Here is a 16,689-nt window from a genome sequence, read left to right on the forward strand (position 1 = left end):
AAGGATGTCGTTCAGCCTGCTCCTTCCGGGGGCCCCTACTATTCATATGAACGGCTCTCAACCTGTGCTAAAAAACGAAAGGACGGCATGCCATGAATATATTCGATCACTATCGCCAGCGCTATGAAGCTGCCAAGGACGAAGAGTTCACACTGCAGGAGTTTCTTACCATCTGCCGGCAAGATCGCAGTGCTTATGCCAACGCGGCTGAGCGGCTATTGACGGCCATTGGTGAACCAGTCATGGTCGATACGGCCCTGGAGCCGCGGCTGTCCCGCCTCTTTTCAAACCGGGTTGTTGCACGCTATCCGGCGTTTGAAGAGTTTTATGGTATGGAAGATGCCATCGAGCAGATTGTTTCCTATCTGAAACATGCTGCGCAGGGTCTGGAAGAGAAAAAACAGATTCTGTATCTGCTGGGGCCGGTCGGCGGTGGTAAGTCCTCGCTGGCGGAACGACTGAAATCGCTGATGCAGCGAGTGCCAATCTATGTACTGAGCGCCAACGGCGAACGCAGCCCGGTCAACGATCATCCGCTGTGCCTGTTTAACCCGCAGGAGGACGCGCAGATCCTCAACAAAGAATACGGTATTCCTAACCGTTATCTCGGCACAATTATGTCGCCATGGGCGGCGAAACGCCTGCACGAGTTCGGCGGCGATATCACTAAATTCCGCGTCGTGAAAGTGTGGCCGTCAATCCTCGAACAGATTGCCATCGCCAAAACGGAACCCGGTGATGAAAATAACCAGGACATTTCGGCGCTGGTGGGGAAAGTGGATATCCGCAAACTGGAACACTATGCGCAAAACGACCCGGATGCCTATGGTTACTCCGGCGCGCTGTGCCGCGCCAACCAGGGGATCATGGAATTCGTCGAGATGTTTAAAGCGCCGATTAAGGTACTGCACCCACTGCTGACGGCGACCCAGGAAGGCAACTATAACGGTACCGAGGGGATCTCCGCCCTGCCGTTCAACGGCATTATCCTCGCGCACTCCAACGAATCCGAGTGGGTAACCTTCCGTAATAACAAAAACAACGAGGCGTTCCTTGACCGTGTCTATATCGTCAAAGTGCCTTATTGCCTGCGCATCTCGGAAGAGATCCGTATTTATGAAAAACTGTTGAATAACAGTGAACTGACCCATGCGCCATGCGCCCCAGGAACGCTTGAAACGCTGTCGCGCTTCTCTATTCTGTCGCGCCTGAAAGAGCCGGAAAACTCGAGCATCTACTCGAAGATGCGCGTCTATGACGGCGAAAGCCTGAAAGATACCGACCCGAAAGCGAAATCCTACCAGGAGTATCGCGATTACGCCGGCGTCGACGAAGGGATGAACGGTCTCTCTACCCGTTTTGCCTTTAAAATTCTCTCAAGGGTGTTTAACTTCGATCATGCCGAAGTGGCGGCCAACCCGGTCCATCTGTTCTACGTCCTGGAACAGCAAATCGAACGCGAACAGTTCCCGCAAGAGCAGGCCGAACGTTATCTGGAATTCCTTAAAGGCTATCTGATCCCGAAATACGCCGAGTTTATCGGCAAAGAGATCCAGACGGCGTATCTTGAGTCTTATTCCGAATATGGACAGAACATTTTTGACAGATATGTCACTTATGCGGATTTCTGGATTCAGGATCAGGAGTACCGCGATCCGGATACCGGGCAATTGTTCGACCGTGAATCGCTGAATTCGGAACTGGAGAAAATCGAGAAGCCTGCGGGGATCAGCAACCCGAAAGATTTCCGTAATGAAATCGTCAACTTCGTGCTGCGCGCCAGAGCGAATAACAGCGGACGTAATCCGAACTGGACCAGCTATGAAAAACTGCGCACGGTTATTGAGAAGAAAATGTTCTCCAATACCGAGGAGCTGTTGCCGGTCATTTCGTTCAATGCCAAAACGTCTACCGACGAGCAGAAAAAACACGACGACTTTGTCGATCGCATGATGGAAAAAGGCTATACCCGTAAACAGGTGCGCCTGCTGTGCGAATGGTACCTGCGGGTACGTAAATCGTCCTGATAGCGACAAACCCGGTAGCCGCGGCTGCCGGGTTTCAGCACCACGGCTCGTATAACGAAAGACATCTACCCTAATCAACATCTGGGTACAGTTGGCAAATGCAGTACAGGAGGGCATATGACCTGGTTCATAGACCGACGCCTGAACGGGAAGAACAAAAGCGCTGTCAATCGTCAGCGCTTTCTGCGCCGTTACAAGGCGCAGATAAAGCAGTCGATCTCCGAAGCCATCAATAAACGTTCGGTGACCGATATCGACAGCGGTGAGTCCGTCTCTATTCCGACGGACGATATTAACGAGCCGATGTTTCATCAGGGGCGCGGCGGGCTACGTAATCGCGTCCATCCCGGCAACGATCACTTTGTCCAGAACGACCGCATTGAACGCCCTCAGGGCGGCGGCGGCGGAGGCGGCGGTGGTCAGGGGCAGGCCAGCGCCGATGGCGAGGGCCAGGATGAATTCGTCTTTCAGATTTCCAAAGATGAATATCTTGACCTGCTGTTTGAAGATCTGGCCCTTCCCAACCTGAAGAAAAACCAGCAACGCCAGTTGAACGAGTTCAAAACCCATCGTGCGGGTTTTACCGCCAACGGCGTGCCGGCCAATATCAGCGTGGTGCGCTCGCTACAGAATTCGCTGGCGCGGCGAACCGCGATGACCGCCGGTAAACGGCGCGAACTGCGGGCGCTGGAAGACGATCTCGATACCATTGCCAAAAGCGAACCAGCGCAGTTGCTGGAAGAGGAGCGGCTACGTAAAGAGATTGCTGAACTGCGGGCTAAAATTGAGCGCGTGCCGTTTATCGACACGTTCGATTTACGCTATAAAAACTATGAGAAACGACCGGAGCCTTCAAGTCAGGCGGTGATGTTCTGCCTGATGGATGTTTCTGGTTCAATGGACCAGTCCACAAAAGACATGGCGAAACGTTTTTACATTCTGCTGTATTTGTTCCTCAGCCGGACCTATAAAAACGTTGAGGTGGTCTATATTCGCCACCACACCCAGGCGAAAGAGGTGGATGAACATGAGTTTTTCTATTCCCAGGAGACCGGCGGCACGATCGTTTCAAGCGCCTTAAAGCTGATGGATGAGGTTGTTAAAGCCCGCTATGACCCGGCGCAGTGGAATATTTACGCCGCGCAGGCGTCGGATGGCGATAACTGGGCGGACGACTCGCCGCTGTGTCATGAACTGCTGGCGAAGAAAATATTGCCGGTGGTTCGTTACTACAGCTATATCGAAATCACCCGCCGCGCCCACCAGACGCTGTGGCGCGAGTATGAGCATCTGCAGGCGACGTTTGAGAATTTTGCAATGCAGCATATTCGCGATCAGGAAGATATTTACCCGGTCTTCCGCGAGCTGTTCCATAAACAAGGCGCCACCAGTAATACTTAGTCTCATAAATCAGCCAGATAAATACCCATTCTGGCTGATTTATCTGTCACGAAAACACATTGCCAGGCAGATTCTGGCTCCGTACATTTACATTTTGATAATTGCCGAATTAATCCTTTACGCATCGGGTCTCCGGACGGCTAAAATAAAGGTTGCACTATTTTTTCTACTATGCGTTAATGGTTACGTCGATTTGAAAGACAGAAAGATATTACCCAAGCAGTTACTCACACCTCCAGGCGCTATCGCTGATACCACCTTTCCTGAGTCTCTCCAATAGTATTAAGATTCTTCTGCAAATCAAATCCTGTATGCTTTGATACATTAAAAACTGGATAGAAGATGACTAATAAGAGTAATGGCTTAGTAAGACGGTTAAACGCTGGCTGAATTTGATGCGAACTTCTGATTTACGATAACGATGACGGCCTTGACCTGAGTAGATAAATAAGAAGCATCTCATTCAAATCAACACAAAATGGCATAAATTGATAACATAATTTGTCAGGCATGCTATTTTTAGTAGTAACGCAAACGATATTTCCGTTTTGCAGTTCAGCCCATCAGAAATTTACATATTCATCTGTGGGTCAGTGACAAAATGTAAAAAAAACATAATAATATAAAAGGATAAAATTATGATTAACAATATTCATTTCCGATGCCCGTGCTGCCATGGGTCACAGTACAGAACCTCACATTTTGATGTGAGCGAAAAAAACCCCTTCGGCGCGAAATGCATTTTTTGCAAATCCGACATGGTGACTTTTGACAATATCGAATCTATCGATGTTTATCAGCCTGTCATGTCACAAGTCGCCGGAAGCAAAATGTTTGCCTCCGCCGCCTCATGAGTGGCCTTTGGCCAGTCCTGCGCACTCTTCAGACACGCGTCATGAAGAGTGCCGCATTTTAGTTAATCTGCCCTGCCTCGTTCTCCACACCTACACTATCTGTCAGCATAGTTAATCTGACCAGCCGTTCGTTCACCCACGCTCTGGTAGCCTGTTTATCCACTATGATAAAATCAGCTAAACGGGTAAGACGAATCCAAACATCATGAAATTACAGAATAAATTACTGCGACATGTTATTTCCGCAGGCGTTGTGGTGTTGACGTCTTCATTTCTTGTATACGAATTAATCGCTACCCATCGCGATATGTCAGGCTATATGCGATACATCATAGAAAAAGGAGAATCGACCTTTCTCTATGATAAATATCAGAATCAACTCATCATCTCTCAATTTCTGCGCAAACTGGATACTCCCCCAAATCAAACGGAGCTAGAGCAGGTCTGCAATAGCGTACAACACAACGGGGATGTCAGTGGTTTGAATATCGCCGGATATACCTATCCCCAACTGCATGGCACGCTAAGCGCCGCGCATGCCGACTGCGGCAAGTGGCGTGGCGATATTCCTGCGCTCCAGGCATTCGATCGCGCGGTTGCCAGGAATGATAGCTGGCAGCCAGAGGTTCCTGCGACGCTCAAATCAGAAAAACGCTTTCGCTATTACATAGATCTGGTAAATAAATATATCTATTTTTATGCACCCGTCAGAATTAAAAGCAATCCGATACAGAACTGGAATTTTCTTCAGGACAGTAAACTGGGTATTAGCCAGGCCAGCCTCGATGGTTTAGAACAGGGTCGCTCGCTCATCTCAACCGTGTATGTTGATGCGATGACGGGAAAGAATATTTTATCGTTTTTAACGCCGGTGTATTTCAAGGATAAGCTAAAAGGCGTAGTGATGGTCGATGTGACCGCGCAAGAGATTGAGGCGTTGTTATATACCAGCGACCGGCCTTTAGTGTGGCGCTATCTGGATATTACCTTGAAGGATTCCGATACCGGCGCCCTCATTGAGGTACATCATAGTAAAACACATCTGTTGAATTACGCCCATTACACCCATCAGGTGGCAGAAAACTTACGGATAAGCTTATCTCTTGATATTATGTATTTTCTGCTCAGTTCGTGGAAACTCTTCCTGTTTTATTTACTCTCTACCGCCGCGTTACTGCATCTGGTGCGGGTTCATTTCCGCCTTTATAACTCGGTATCGAAAGAGAATATCAGCGATACCATGACCGGCCTTTATAATCGTAAGATCCTTACTCCGATGCTGGAGTCGCGCCTGCAACGGCTTACCGCGCAAGGGGTTAATGTGGTAACGGTGGCGCTTGACTGCGATGGACTGAAAAAGATCAACGATACCTGGGGGCATAACGCCGGCGACGAAGCGATTATTCTTCTGGCACGGGCTATTTCCGCTTCCATTCGTAGCAGCGATTATGGCGTGCGCTTAGGAGGCGATGAGTTTTTTCTAATTCTGATCGATTATCCGCACGATGAAGCGGAAAATATCCCGGCGAAGATCCGGCAATATCTGGCGATTCATGACCATCAACAGCGCGTCGATTTTTCCTGGGGCGGGGAACATCTCGCGCCAGAACAATCACTCAGCGACGCAATGAAAGCTGCCGATGCGCGCCTGTATATGAACAAAAAGCAGAAAAAAAGCCCCGACCTTCGCAGATAAGTTTTCATTGCCATCGCGCGGGGTTAAGCTTTGCCTTTTCTGTAGAGGAACTATCGCAACATGCAATCGCCAGAGACCGCAGACATACACCAGCGGTTATGTCGCCTCCTTGATCGGCAACAGGCTCGCTACCGGGTTATGGAACATGAAGCCGTTGGTAAATGTGAAGCCGTATCTGCAATCCGCGGTACCGCGCTGGGACAGGGCGCCAAAGCGCTGGTCTGTAAAGTGAAAGGTAATGGGATAAGCCAGCACGTGCTGGCTATCCTTGCCGCCGATCAGCAGGCCGATTTATCCCGCCTGGCGCAGCATATTGGCGGCAGTAAAGCGTCACTCGCCAGCCCGGCAGAAGTCGATGCCCTTACCGCCTGCGTATTCGGCGCCATTCCGCCGTTTAGCTTCCACCCTAAGCTAAAACTGGTCGCCGACCCGTTGCTGTTCGAACGTTTTACAGAGATAGCCTTTAATGCCGGCCTGCTGGAAAAATCGATCATTATGAATACCGACGATTATCTGCGTATCGCCCGTCCTGAGCTGGTAGCGTTCCGTCGCGTCATTTAACGCATCGCCGGTATGCGACAAGGTTCACGGGCGGCGCTGGTAGCCTTATTTGCAGCAAATAAATTAAAAGCCTGTTTATTCACGCGATTATGCGTAGAGTAAGCAGGTTTTCTTTTTTTATTTTGGCAAGGATCTCTGGCATGTTCGATACAACCCTGTTTATTTTGCTGGGGCTGGCGGCGCTCGGCTTCATCAGCCATAACACCACTGTCGCTATCTCAATACTGGTGCTCATCATCGTGCGGGTGACGCCGCTTAATGTTTTCTTCCCCTGGATTGAAAAGCAGGGGCTGACCATTGGTATCATCATTCTGACCATCGGCGTGATGGCTCCCATCGCCAGCGGAACGTTACCGCCCTCGACGCTTATCCACTCTTTTGTGAACTGGAAGTCACTGCTGGCGATTGCCGTGGGCGTGTTCGTCTCGTGGCTTGGCGGACGCGGAGTCGCTCTCATGGGTTCGCAGCCTCAACTGGTCGCCGGGCTGCTGGTGGGTACCGTGTTGGGCGTGGCGCTGTTTCGCGGCGTCCCGGTCGGGCCGCTTATCGCCGCCGGCATTATTTCACTTTTTATCGGAAAGGCTTAGATAAACTGGCGTGGTAGCGGCCAGGCGTTTGCCCTAATCCTTTTTTAAACATGGTGATAAAGGCGGTTGTTGAATCATAACCGAGCGTCTGGGCGGTTTGCTGTACCGTCTGTCCGCGCACCAGCATCTGCAGCGCCAGAATCAACTGCAGCTGATGCCGCCAGCGGCGAAAGCTAAGCCCGGTCTCCCGCACCACCAGCCGCGCCAGGTTGCGTTCGCTCATGGCGAACGCCGCCGCCCACTGCGACAGCGTCTGCCAGTGCGCCGGATCGCGGGCCATAGTGTCGGCCATCCGGCGAATCTTCGGATGTCCTGAAACCGGCAACTGCAGGTGCTCCTGCGGTTGTTGCGGTAGCTCATCAAATAATACCTGCACCAGGCGCTGCGTAGGCGGCGCGTCAAGCGCCTCCCTGCCGCGTTCGGCAAGGGTCATAATCAACTCTCGCACCAGGGGTGAGATTTTTAACGTGCAGCAATGCTCAGGCATCGGCGCCGCCCCCGGTTCGATGAACAAAAAGCACACCTGCGCCCCTGGCGTTGCACGATTGCTGTGTGGAAGCTGACCCGGTACCCACACCGCATACAGCGGCGGCACCATCCACATAGCGTTATCCACTTCGCAGGTTAAAGCGCCGTGCAGCGCGAGGATCAGTTGACCTTTGCGGTGCTGATGGCGCGGAATAAACTGCTCGTCGTCCACCACCTGGATGCGAAACGCCAGCGCCGCTTCATGGCCGCTGTCTGGTTCATAGCCGTCTAAACCCAGTCCAATCATCAAATTGTCCGATATTAGCGATAATCTGTCATTTTAGCTTGATTCAAACAGCGGTTAAACAGGCTATTGTTACGACCCTGTTTATTAGTCTGAGAACGTTATGAGTCCTGTTTCTTCCTCTGCCGACGGCAGCAAGCTGCTGCTGATTGTCGGCATTTTATTTATCGCCGCCACGCTACGGGTAACTTTCACCGGTATCGCCCCACTGCTGGATGCGATACGCGCTGAATACCAACTGACGACGGCGCAAACCGGGCTGCTCACTACACTACCTTTGCTGGCCTTCGGACTGGTCTCTCCGCTGGCGGCCGGCGTCGCCCGCCGTTTCGGCATTGAGCGTAGCCTGCTGCTAGCGATGGTGATTATTTGCCTCGGGATCGGATTACGTTCCCTCCCCTCAACAGCCTGGCTATATCTCGGTACAGCGCTCATTGGCTGCGGAATCGCGCTGGGTAACGTGCTGCTGCCTGGGTTAATTAAGCGTGATTTTTCCGGCCATGTCGCCCGTATGACCGGCGCCTACTCCATTACCATGGGCGCGGCGGCGGCGGCAGGTTCCGCAATGGTGGTGCCGCTGGCGCTAGTGGGTTTTGGCTGGCGCGGCGCGCTGCTGCTGCTGATGATTTTCCCCCTATTTGCGCTCTTTCTCTGGCTGCCGCAGGCCCGCCGCCAGGCTTCCACGCCGATGACCGGTTCGGGCGCCGCGCACAATCGGGGGATCTGGCGTTCGGCGCTGGCCTGGCAGGTAACGCTGTTCCTCGGCATTAATTCACTGGTCTATTACGTGATCGTCGGTTGGCTGCCCGCAATCCTGCAGAGTATGGGCTACAGCGAAGCGCAGGCTGGCTCTCTGCATGGTCTGTTGCAGCTGGCGACCGCTGCGCCTGGCCTGGCCATCCCGCTAGTACTCCATCGCCTGAAAGATCAGCGTGGCATCGCCGTTCTGGTCGCCTTAATGTGCGTGTTCAGCACGCTCGGTCTGTGGTTACTGCCCGGTCAGGCGGTGATCTGGACATTGATTTTTGGTTTCGGATCCGGCGCTACCATGATCCTTGGCCTGACGTTTATTGGCCTGCGCGCCAGCTCAGCGCATCAGGCCGCGGCGCTCTCCGGCATGGCGCAGACTATCGGTTATCTGCTGGCCGCCTGCGGGCCGCCGCTCATCGGTAAAATCCATGATGCTTACGGCGATTGGCATATACCGTTAATCATCGTCGCACTCATCGCAGTGGTCATGGCGCTGTTCGGCGCCCTTGCCGGAAGGGCGCGGGAAATTCATTAATAACAAGGGTCGGCAGCCGGGGCTGCCGATTTTTTATTGTCGGGTTGCGTGCAGGAAAGCCTGTACCAGCGGCGCCGGACGCCCTTCCAGCGCGTTGCGCTCGTGCTGGAACAACGTGGCGACGAAGAACGGATGGGTGGTTAACTCCACGGCGCGGATCTCGCCGTTCTCATCCCAACCGGTCACCCGCAGCGCGCCCTGCTCCAGCTCATGGGCAAAGCTTTCGGCAATGCCGTAGTTACAATGATATCCCTCTTCAATGCTGTCCCGGCCATAAGCGCGAGCAATCAGCGTGTTCGCGCGCAGCTCGATAGCGTCTGATTTCTCCACCAGCGAACAGCTTAACGGCGCAATGACCATTCGCCCTTCGCTATCGGTTTCGGCGTGCGCCGCATCCTGCCATCCCATTACATTACGGGCGTATTCGATAATCGCGTGCTGGAAACCGCCGCAGGTGCCGAGGAACGGAATACCATTTTCACGGGCGTAACGAATGGCGATAAATGCGCCTTCGGCGTTTTTATACGGGCTGGCGGGAACCACCCAGATAGCGTCATAATCGGTGAGCCGGTCAGCGCTGGTAATCTCGCTGGTGGCTATCCAGTCATAACTCACCGGTTGTTCCAGAACCGCGGCAGCGTCATCGATAGCCAGCGGAATCGCCTTATGGGCAATCACGTCAGGGTTGTAATCGCCAACAAGGGCAATGCGCAAAGGGGTGTTCATAGCAGGATCCTTATGTCTGTGGATTATCGGGCAACACAAGGAACCTCAGATTAGCGTTATCATTCGCGGAACACAATGGTTATTTATCGGTGTGCTGCAAGGGCTTGCCGCCAGATTGACATAACGACGGGAGAATAATGATGATTCAATGTAAACGCGTTTATGACCCTACAGAGGCCAGCGACGGTTACCGCGTGCTGGTCGATCGCCTGTGGCCACGGGGGATAAAAAAAGAGGATTTGCATTATGACGAGTGGTGTAAAACCCTGACGCCTTCCAGCGATTTACGCAAGGCTCTGCATGGAGAAGCGATTGACTTCCCTCACTTCCGCCAGCAGTACCACAAAGAACTGGAAAACCATCGCGATGAAGGGCTACGGCTCGCCAAATTGGCCAACCAGCAACCATTAACCCTGCTCTATGCGGCAAAAGATACGCAACAAAACCATGCGCTGGTGCTGGCGGAGTGGCTAAAGAGCTTAATCTAGCGGCGGCGAATTATTTTTTCGCCGGATGATCGCGCCGCCACAGTTCCCATTCATCGAGCGTTTCGCCACTGGGAAGTTTACAGTCGGTGCGCACGCCCTGAGGTGTCTGGACCGGAACCTGCTTACCGCCCTTCTGGTCGCAATAGACGGCGGCCGGATTGGCCATACCGATCGAGTTTGGCGGCGGCGGCGCATCAGGCTGTTGTGACTGAGCGCAGCCCGCTAACACCAGCGGCAACATCATTACTATCCACTTCATAATTGCTCCTGTTTTATTCAAAGCGACCTTTCGCCCTGAATCTCCACGGTTTCTCCATTTTAACTACACTTTTGCCCTTTAGAGTAGCGCTCGTTCTCGAATTGACCAGAGAACAGATCATTCCATAATCAATGAGTTTTGCCCCATCGCCCCCGATGGGGCTTTTTTTTACCGTCGCGATAGCAGATATCCCCCTGCTAAATGTGATACATTCGTTATAAATATGTTTGTTATTAGCTGTTCGCTGCGCAAGCTCGCAGTACTGCGCTAACGTCCGGGGGCCGTTTCATTCATGTCAGACTTCATTCTTGCCCGCGTCTCACAGACGCTTGCTACCGAACGAACGCTCGAAACGTTGGTGCGACAATTGCTGGAAATGCTGGAGCTGGTGACCCGCATGGAGTCAACTTATCTCACCCGCATTGACTTCGAAGCCCAGCGCCAGCTCGTCATGTATGCCCACAACAGCAGCGAAATGCAGATCCCCGAAGGGTTCTCCGTTCCCTGGGACGAGTCGCTTTGCAAACGCGCGATCGATGATAACTGTATATTTTGCAACGACGTTGGCCAACGTTGGCGCTCCTGTATTGCCGCGCAGGAGCTCGGTATCGCCACGTTCTTCAGTATCCCGGTCCATCTTGCCGATGGTTCCTTATATGGCACGTTGTGCGCCACCAGCCGCGTCAAGCAGCCCTTTAACCTGGAAGGCGAACAGGTCATGATCCTGTTCGCCAGCCTGATCTCTCATTACGTGGAGAAAGAGACGCTGGTTCAGCAACTGCGCAGCGCGAATGCGGCGCTGGAGATGCACTCCTATACCGATGAGTTGACAGGTTTAGCTAATCGTCGCGCATTGTTTAAACATCTTAAGACGCTGTTTATCACTGCTGGCGCCCAACAACGCCGACTTCTGCTTATCTTCATCGACCTCGATGATTTTAAAGCGATTAACGATAAACTGGGCCACCCCTGCGGCGACAGTTTTCTCATCCAGATAGGCGAACGATTAAGTGCCAGCGTGCGTGACGAAGATACCGTTGGCCGCCTCGGCGGCGATGAGTTTTTAATCATCGGCCCGGCGCTTGAATCATCCGCGCAGGAGGCGTTTATTGCCCACTTACGCCAGCAGCTTACCGGACGTTACCGCCTGGCCGGACACGGTATAGAATATCCTGGCGCCAGCTTTGGGGTGATCGAAGTCGATCCGCGAAATATGGATGTTGAGCAGGCGCTACGCGCGGCGGATGAGGCTATGTACCACGACAAAAACGCACGCCGCATGCTGACCCGGTTCGATATTGACCAAAAAGCATAACTTTCCAGTATGATAGATAACATAACGTTAATAGACAGGAACTGAGCATGAAATTGGGTATTCTTTTTCCGGTGGTGATTTTCATCGTTGCCGTGGTCTTTCTGGGCTGGTTTTTTGTTGGTGGCTATGCGGCGCCAGGGGGGGCATCATGAAAAAGACGACCATTATTATGATTATCGTCGCCATCGTAGTGGTCGCCGGTACCGAATTGGGCTGGTGGTAATCTCATTTTTCCCCTCCGCCCGGTATTGCAGAGTTGTCTTATCTACTCAATAAGTTAAGACGATACACTCACTTCATCAGCCGCTTCGCTGTATTTATTTGCTAAAGCGGGCATTAACTGGAGAAGTGAGTAATGAAAAAACCGATGGTGTTACCGTTGATTATTGCGCTGTGCACGCTGTTATCGGGATGTATCGTAGATGATGGTTATCATCATCGACACCGCCACCATCATCATGACCGTGGCTGGTGACAGATAGGATCATTCAAAAAGGCGAACAAGAGTTCGCCTTGTTGCATTTAGTCCTGACGATCAGAACCTAAAAACAGAAAGCCCAGCGGGATAGCAAATAACACGGTGAACACGGTACTGTAAACCATCACCATCGCGCCTTGCAGGAAGAACATTGAAGTTGTCCACTCCGAGTACGGCATGTTGTACTCGCTCACCACGCCACCGAACGTTGCGCGGCCCACGACGGCAAGCGCAATAGCAAATACCGTCGCCATCGACAACAGAAACTTCTTGCCGTTTTTATTACTGAGGATTTTTTGCAGAATCATCCGGGTTCCCTTCTCTGTGAGCGATAATCGGCTGTATATGTAACACTAATGCAATAAAAATTGAAGGGTTTTTGTTACAACACAGCGATTATCGCTGGCAGATAGTTTCCGGGATCAGGACTGCAGCGTCGCCAGGCGTGCGGCAAAGCCGACAAAGACCAGACCGATCAAGCTGTTGCCCAATTTCGCCAGTTTCTTTTTGGTTTTCACATAGCGCGTCACAAACGAACCAGACAGGATAAGGAAGCTCATGTAGATAAAACTAATGATCTCCAGCGTCAGCGCCAGGATAAAGAACGCGACGCCCGGCGATGTCGCATTAACGTCAATGAACTGGACGAAAAAAGAGACATAGAAAAGGATCGCTTTCGGGTTGGTCAGGCTCAGGGTTAACGAACGTTTGAAGATCGCGCTCCCCGGCTCAGCATCGGCGGCATCATGCCCCTCGCGCTGTTTAAATACCGAGTAGAGCATTTTGGCGCCCAACCAAAGCAGATAAATCGCGCCGAGATAGCGCACAATATTAAACAGCACCGGGGTCGTTTTGATAAGCGTCGCAACGCCAGCAAAAGCCAGGAACATCAGAACCGCATCGCCGATAAATACGCCAGCGGCGGCAAGGTATCCTTTCTTAACGCCGTGCGCGATACCGGTTTTCAGTACAAAAAAAGTATTGGGACCTGGTACGAGAATGATAAAAATAGCCCCGACCAGGTAGGTCAGATAATTCAAAACACCAAACTCAGCGAACACGCTGCACTCCTTCGCTTTCAACAAAAAGTATGATCCGGCTCACGTTAACGCAACTGCGGTCATTTTGAAAGCGTGGAGCGCAACTGTGGTACTAATATACCGAAGTTTCGCCAAGCGGGCGGGTTTTGAACCGGCGATGCACCCACAGGTATTGCTCCGGCGCACGCAGAATTTCGCGTTCAATGACCTTGTTGATATAACTGGCGGCAATCTGTTTATCTTCGCCGGGATAATCATTCATGACTTCACTGATATGCAGGCTGTAGCCTTTACGATCCAGCTTGCGCACCATACTGATACTCAGCATTTTTGAACCGGAGAGGCGCGACAGCACCCAGGTACCATTAGTCGTCGCCGCCTGTGGAACCGAGAAGAACGGCGCAAATACGCTGCCCTTCGGGCCGTAATCCTGATCCGGCGCAAACCACACCGCCTCACCGGATTTCAGCGCATGTACCAGCCCGGAGAGATTACGACGGTCGATCATCGCTTTATTCGAACGCAGGCGAGCGCGAGTCTGCACCCACTCCATAAGCGGGCTATTGTGCGGGCGATACGTCGCCATCATCGGACGACACAAGCCCATTGCGCGGCCACCCAGCTCCAGTGACATAAAGTGAATGCCAACAACCATCACGCCTTTATCGGCGCTGAGCGCATTGTTCAGATTGGCGATGCCGTCGACGTCAAACCACTTCTTAACGCGTTCATCGCTCCAGAACCACGCCATACCCGTTTCGATAAGCCCCATGCCGAGAGACATAAAGTTCTCTTCCAGCAGCTTTTCGCGGGCAGCGCAGGACATCTCCGGAAAGCACAGCTCAATGTTACGCCGGGCAATGTGTTCCCGACGTTTCAGAAAACGACGTGATAACCGCCCTGCGCTAGTACCGAGCGTATGTAACACGGGATAAGGGAGTTGGACGATTAACCAAAGAATGGCCAGGCCAAACCAGGTCACCCAATAGCGGGGAAGCAATAGATGTTTTTTAAAGGCGCAAGACATGGTTTTTCCTGTAAACATTAAAATATAGGGTAACGCTTAAGGAAAAAACGAGTCCCTTCATCCGTCATTAGGCGATACAGCAAGTCAGACAATAGTAATCCTGGTAAATTCACGGCAGCAAGAAAAAATTACACTTAATGCCAAAATACATAATAGATTCACAGATGTTACAAATTGTAAAGCGGAAATGAAGTCCGTTCATTCATATTCACGCTGATAATCATTTTCGCGCTAATGATTTTTTCTGATATAGGAATGGACTTAAACTGCTATCTGGCGATTTTACAGGCATGGCATCACGCAGGCCGCTGTTGACGCCGCCTTCCGGCACATTAGGCCCTCAACGCGCACGGGCAAAAAACATACATACATCAAATATAGTCAGTGCAAACAATCACTGTGGATAATAATATTTGCGACCGTACTAGCCGATTAAAAATGTTAGCTATTAATAAATATAAATAAGAACAGGATTATTTATGCTTACTGATAAATACTGACAAAAGTATAACATTGCAACTAACTAATAGTCGCGTTCGCAGGAATCTCAACTATTCCCTGGTTGTTACTCTTTGCTGCACTCGTGGCAATTAAACCGCATTGCCGATGCCATCTCGAAAAATTGAGACTGACAACACATTATCGCTGATTTGGGTTTGTCAGTCCGCGCCTATCGCCTCCTGAAAGGTGATGTAAAAGCAATCACTCCTCATCGCAACTAGATATGAATCAAACTGTGAAAGGATTCATCAAGTGATTAGCAGAATGAAAGCGACTATGTGAGCTAAAATGAATTGTTTACGGAGCGTGGATGAAGCCTCAGATATACATCTCTTCACTCATGCAGCGTCCGGGAGGCATTTGAGCATGCTTTCGGATGTCACAGGATTAACGGCAACAGCGGTTTACATGGACGGAGAGAAAAATGCGTATTGCCTTAAAGTCGGCTTTAATGCTGGTCACGCGCGTCATTAACGCCATCAACCCAAGGTTGGATCTGCATTTACTGCGCACGGCGCTGATAAGCTACAAATTATCGCTGGCGTTGGAGCTTCCAGCGCTCCAGCAAAAAACCATCTTTCTGGCCGCGCTGCTGCATGATATCGGCGTACTGGGTGATAAGCGGCGCATTGACTCACTGAATGCGATAGATAACCTTTATGACCCACACCAAATCCGCGGCGTACAGATGCTTGCCGGCCTGGACACTTTTACCCTTATTCGCCCTATTATTGGCGATCACCACTTTGATCCAACCCGCAAAGGCACTCTGGAGCAGCATATCGTCTATTTTGCGGACTGCTTTGAGCGTCTCCTCCCTACGCAAGGCGTCGTTGCCCCGGACCAACAAAAGGCGCTCGTCGCCCGCTTTGTCGATGACTATCGCGATATCGATCCACCACTTTGCGATACTCTGTGTGAACTAGCGCAACACCCTACCTTCTGGCGCCATATGCAAGCAGAGCATATTCAGCGGTTGCTGGAAATTGTGGGGCCGATTAACGACGTATATATTGACATCGATGGTCTGAAAGATATTTGTTTGCTGATCGCGAAAATTGTCGATACCTACAGTAGTTTCACCGCCAGCCACAGCATTATGGTTGGCGAAATTTCTTATGCCCTCGCCGTCTATATGAATTTACCGCCGCTGGTGTGCCGTAAAATTGAAATTGCCGGCTATTTGCATGATATCGGCAAAATATATATTCCACTGGCGATCCTCGAAAAACAGGCTGAACTTAGCGATGACGAAGCCGAATTGATTCGCGAACACAGCTATATGACCGGTGAAATATTACGAGATTTCACCGATCTGGCGGAAATCATCGATTGGGCCGCTAATCACCATGAAAAACTCGATGGCAGCGGCTATCCACTTCATTTGAATCATCGTTATTTGCACCTTCCAGACAGAATTATCGCCGTTGCGGATATCTTTACCGCGCTCGTTGAGGATCGCCCTTATCGGCTCGGTATGCCGTATCAAGAGGCGTTACATCTTATCGAAACTGATGTTATAAATGGCGCTCTGGATAACGATGTGTATCTTGTTTTGCGCCAGCATGCCGAGGAGTTACACCACCTCGTCACCCGCATACCGCGCCTCTGAATCTTCCGGTTGGCTGCGGGGTTCTATAATAAAAAGACGAATGTCTCATTCATCTGCCTG

Annotated in this window: 19 protein-coding genes; 13 read left to right on the top strand and 6 right to left on the bottom strand. The window is 51.4% G+C overall.

The window, feature by feature from the left end; translation table 11 throughout:
* Window positions 1-92: 92 nt before the first annotated feature.
* The 6 genes from yeaG (at window position 93) to PGS10_RS21000 (ending at window position 7,126) form a co-directional block, all read left to right on the top strand.
* Complete coding sequence (yeaG, locus tag PGS10_RS20975; protein ID WP_015366145.1) at window positions 93-2,027, top strand: protein kinase YeaG; 1,935 nt, start codon at window positions 93-95, stop codon at window positions 2,025-2,027.
* Between the two features lie 117 nt (window positions 2,028-2,144).
* Complete coding sequence (locus tag PGS10_RS20980) at window positions 2,145-3,428, top strand: YeaH/YhbH family protein (protein WP_015366144.1); 1,284 nt, start codon at window positions 2,145-2,147, stop codon at window positions 3,426-3,428.
* Between the two features lie 638 nt (window positions 3,429-4,066).
* A complete protein-coding gene (locus tag PGS10_RS20985) occupies window positions 4,067-4,282 on the top strand; it encodes a hypothetical protein (RefSeq protein ID WP_047077931.1) in 216 nt (71 codons plus the stop codon).
* Window positions 4,283-4,487: 205 nt separating this feature from the next.
* Window positions 4,488-5,978 carry a diguanylate cyclase DgcJ gene (gene dgcJ / locus PGS10_RS20990; protein WP_063415167.1) on the top strand — a complete coding sequence of 497 codons (1,491 nt, stop codon included), beginning with the start codon at window positions 4,488-4,490 and terminating at the stop codon, window positions 5,976-5,978.
* Window positions 5,979-6,038: 60 nt separating this feature from the next.
* The gene (locus PGS10_RS20995) at window positions 6,039-6,539 is read left to right on the top strand and encodes a YbaK/prolyl-tRNA synthetase associated domain-containing protein (RefSeq protein WP_047077929.1); all 501 of its coding nucleotides are present in this window, start codon (window positions 6,039-6,041) and stop codon (window positions 6,537-6,539) included.
* A gap of 140 nt (window positions 6,540-6,679) precedes the next feature.
* Window positions 6,680-7,126, top strand: a complete 447-nt coding sequence (locus tag PGS10_RS21000) for a DUF441 domain-containing protein (RefSeq protein WP_045393296.1) — start codon at window positions 6,680-6,682, stop codon at window positions 7,124-7,126.
* Here PGS10_RS21000 and PGS10_RS21005 read toward each other — a convergent pair.
* Entirely contained in the window at window positions 7,110-7,904 is a 795-nt protein-coding gene (locus PGS10_RS21005) for an AraC family transcriptional regulator (RefSeq protein WP_163351358.1), read from the bottom strand. The genes PGS10_RS21000 and PGS10_RS21005 overlap by 17 nt on opposite strands.
* A 97-nt stretch (window positions 7,905-8,001) precedes the next feature.
* On the opposite strand from PGS10_RS21005, the gene PGS10_RS21010 reads away from it, so the two are divergent.
* Window positions 8,002-9,183: a CynX/NimT family MFS transporter gene (locus PGS10_RS21010; protein ID WP_047077928.1), complete on the top strand. Its 1,182-nt coding sequence runs from the start codon at window positions 8,002-8,004 to the stop codon at window positions 9,181-9,183.
* A gap of 33 nt (window positions 9,184-9,216) precedes the next feature.
* Here the strand turns inward: PGS10_RS21010 and PGS10_RS21015 are convergent, their stop codons facing one another.
* Window positions 9,217-9,909 (bottom strand): CTP synthase C-terminal region-related (seleno)protein, encoded by a 693-nt coding sequence (locus tag PGS10_RS21015; protein ID WP_047077927.1) that lies wholly within the window; start codon window positions 9,907-9,909, stop codon window positions 9,217-9,219.
* Window positions 9,910-10,049: 140 nt separating this feature from the next.
* Between PGS10_RS21015 and PGS10_RS21020 the strand changes: the two genes are divergently transcribed.
* The gene (locus PGS10_RS21020) at window positions 10,050-10,397 is read left to right on the top strand and encodes a DUF488 domain-containing protein (protein WP_047045364.1); all 348 of its coding nucleotides are present in this window, start codon (window positions 10,050-10,052) and stop codon (window positions 10,395-10,397) included.
* 10 nt (window positions 10,398-10,407) lie between these two features.
* On the opposite strand, the gene PGS10_RS21025 is transcribed toward PGS10_RS21020, so the two are convergent.
* Window positions 10,408-10,656, bottom strand: a complete 249-nt coding sequence (locus tag PGS10_RS21025) for a putative hemolysin (RefSeq protein WP_047077926.1) — start codon at window positions 10,654-10,656, stop codon at window positions 10,408-10,410.
* A gap of 292 nt (window positions 10,657-10,948) precedes the next feature.
* Between PGS10_RS21025 and PGS10_RS21030 the strand changes: the two genes are divergently transcribed.
* The 4 genes from PGS10_RS21030 to PGS10_RS21045 all read left to right on the top strand — a co-directional run bounded on the left by PGS10_RS21030 (window position 10,949) and on the right by PGS10_RS21045 (window position 12,446).
* The gene (locus PGS10_RS21030; RefSeq protein ID WP_213797706.1) at window positions 10,949-11,971 is read left to right on the top strand and encodes a sensor domain-containing diguanylate cyclase; all 1,023 of its coding nucleotides are present in this window, start codon (window positions 10,949-10,951) and stop codon (window positions 11,969-11,971) included.
* Window positions 11,972-12,018: 47 nt separating this feature from the next.
* The gene (locus PGS10_RS21035; protein ID WP_045374857.1) at window positions 12,019-12,123 is read left to right on the top strand and encodes a YoaK family small membrane protein; all 105 of its coding nucleotides are present in this window, start codon (window positions 12,019-12,021) and stop codon (window positions 12,121-12,123) included.
* The gene (gene yoaJ / locus PGS10_RS21040) at window positions 12,120-12,194 is read left to right on the top strand and encodes a protein YoaJ (RefSeq protein WP_100279139.1); all 75 of its coding nucleotides are present in this window, start codon (window positions 12,120-12,122) and stop codon (window positions 12,192-12,194) included. The genes PGS10_RS21035 and yoaJ overlap by 4 nt, the downstream gene beginning before the upstream one ends.
* 132 nt (window positions 12,195-12,326) lie before the next feature.
* A complete protein-coding gene (locus PGS10_RS21045) occupies window positions 12,327-12,446 on the top strand; it encodes a hypothetical protein (protein WP_316423437.1) in 120 nt (39 codons plus the stop codon).
* Between the two features lie 47 nt (window positions 12,447-12,493).
* Here PGS10_RS21045 and PGS10_RS21050 read toward each other — a convergent pair whose 3' ends face one another.
* From PGS10_RS21050 to lpxP, 3 genes are all read right to left on the bottom strand, one after another.
* The gene (locus tag PGS10_RS21050; protein ID WP_015366132.1) at window positions 12,494-12,757 is read right to left on the bottom strand and encodes a DUF2534 family protein; all 264 of its coding nucleotides are present in this window, start codon (window positions 12,755-12,757) and stop codon (window positions 12,494-12,496) included.
* Between the two features lie 114 nt (window positions 12,758-12,871).
* Window positions 12,872-13,510 carry a leucine efflux protein LeuE gene (leuE, locus tag PGS10_RS21055; RefSeq protein WP_316423438.1) on the bottom strand — a complete coding sequence of 213 codons (639 nt, stop codon included), beginning with the start codon at window positions 13,508-13,510 and terminating at the stop codon, window positions 12,872-12,874.
* Window positions 13,511-13,601: 91 nt separating this feature from the next.
* The gene (gene lpxP / locus PGS10_RS21060) at window positions 13,602-14,516 is read right to left on the bottom strand and encodes a kdo(2)-lipid IV(A) palmitoleoyltransferase (protein ID WP_045397989.1); all 915 of its coding nucleotides are present in this window, start codon (window positions 14,514-14,516) and stop codon (window positions 13,602-13,604) included.
* Window positions 14,517-15,441: 925 nt separating this feature from the next.
* On the opposite strand from lpxP, the gene PGS10_RS21065 reads away from it, so the two are divergent.
* Window positions 15,442-16,629, top strand: a complete 1,188-nt coding sequence (locus PGS10_RS21065; protein ID WP_289578410.1) for an HD-GYP domain-containing protein — start codon at window positions 15,442-15,444, stop codon at window positions 16,627-16,629.
* Window positions 16,630-16,689: the final 60 nt, after the last annotated feature.

The organism is Klebsiella sp. 141153, assembly GCF_032601995.1.
In the GTDB taxonomy this organism is placed as follows: domain Bacteria; phylum Pseudomonadota; class Gammaproteobacteria; order Enterobacterales; family Enterobacteriaceae; genus Klebsiella; species Klebsiella aerogenes.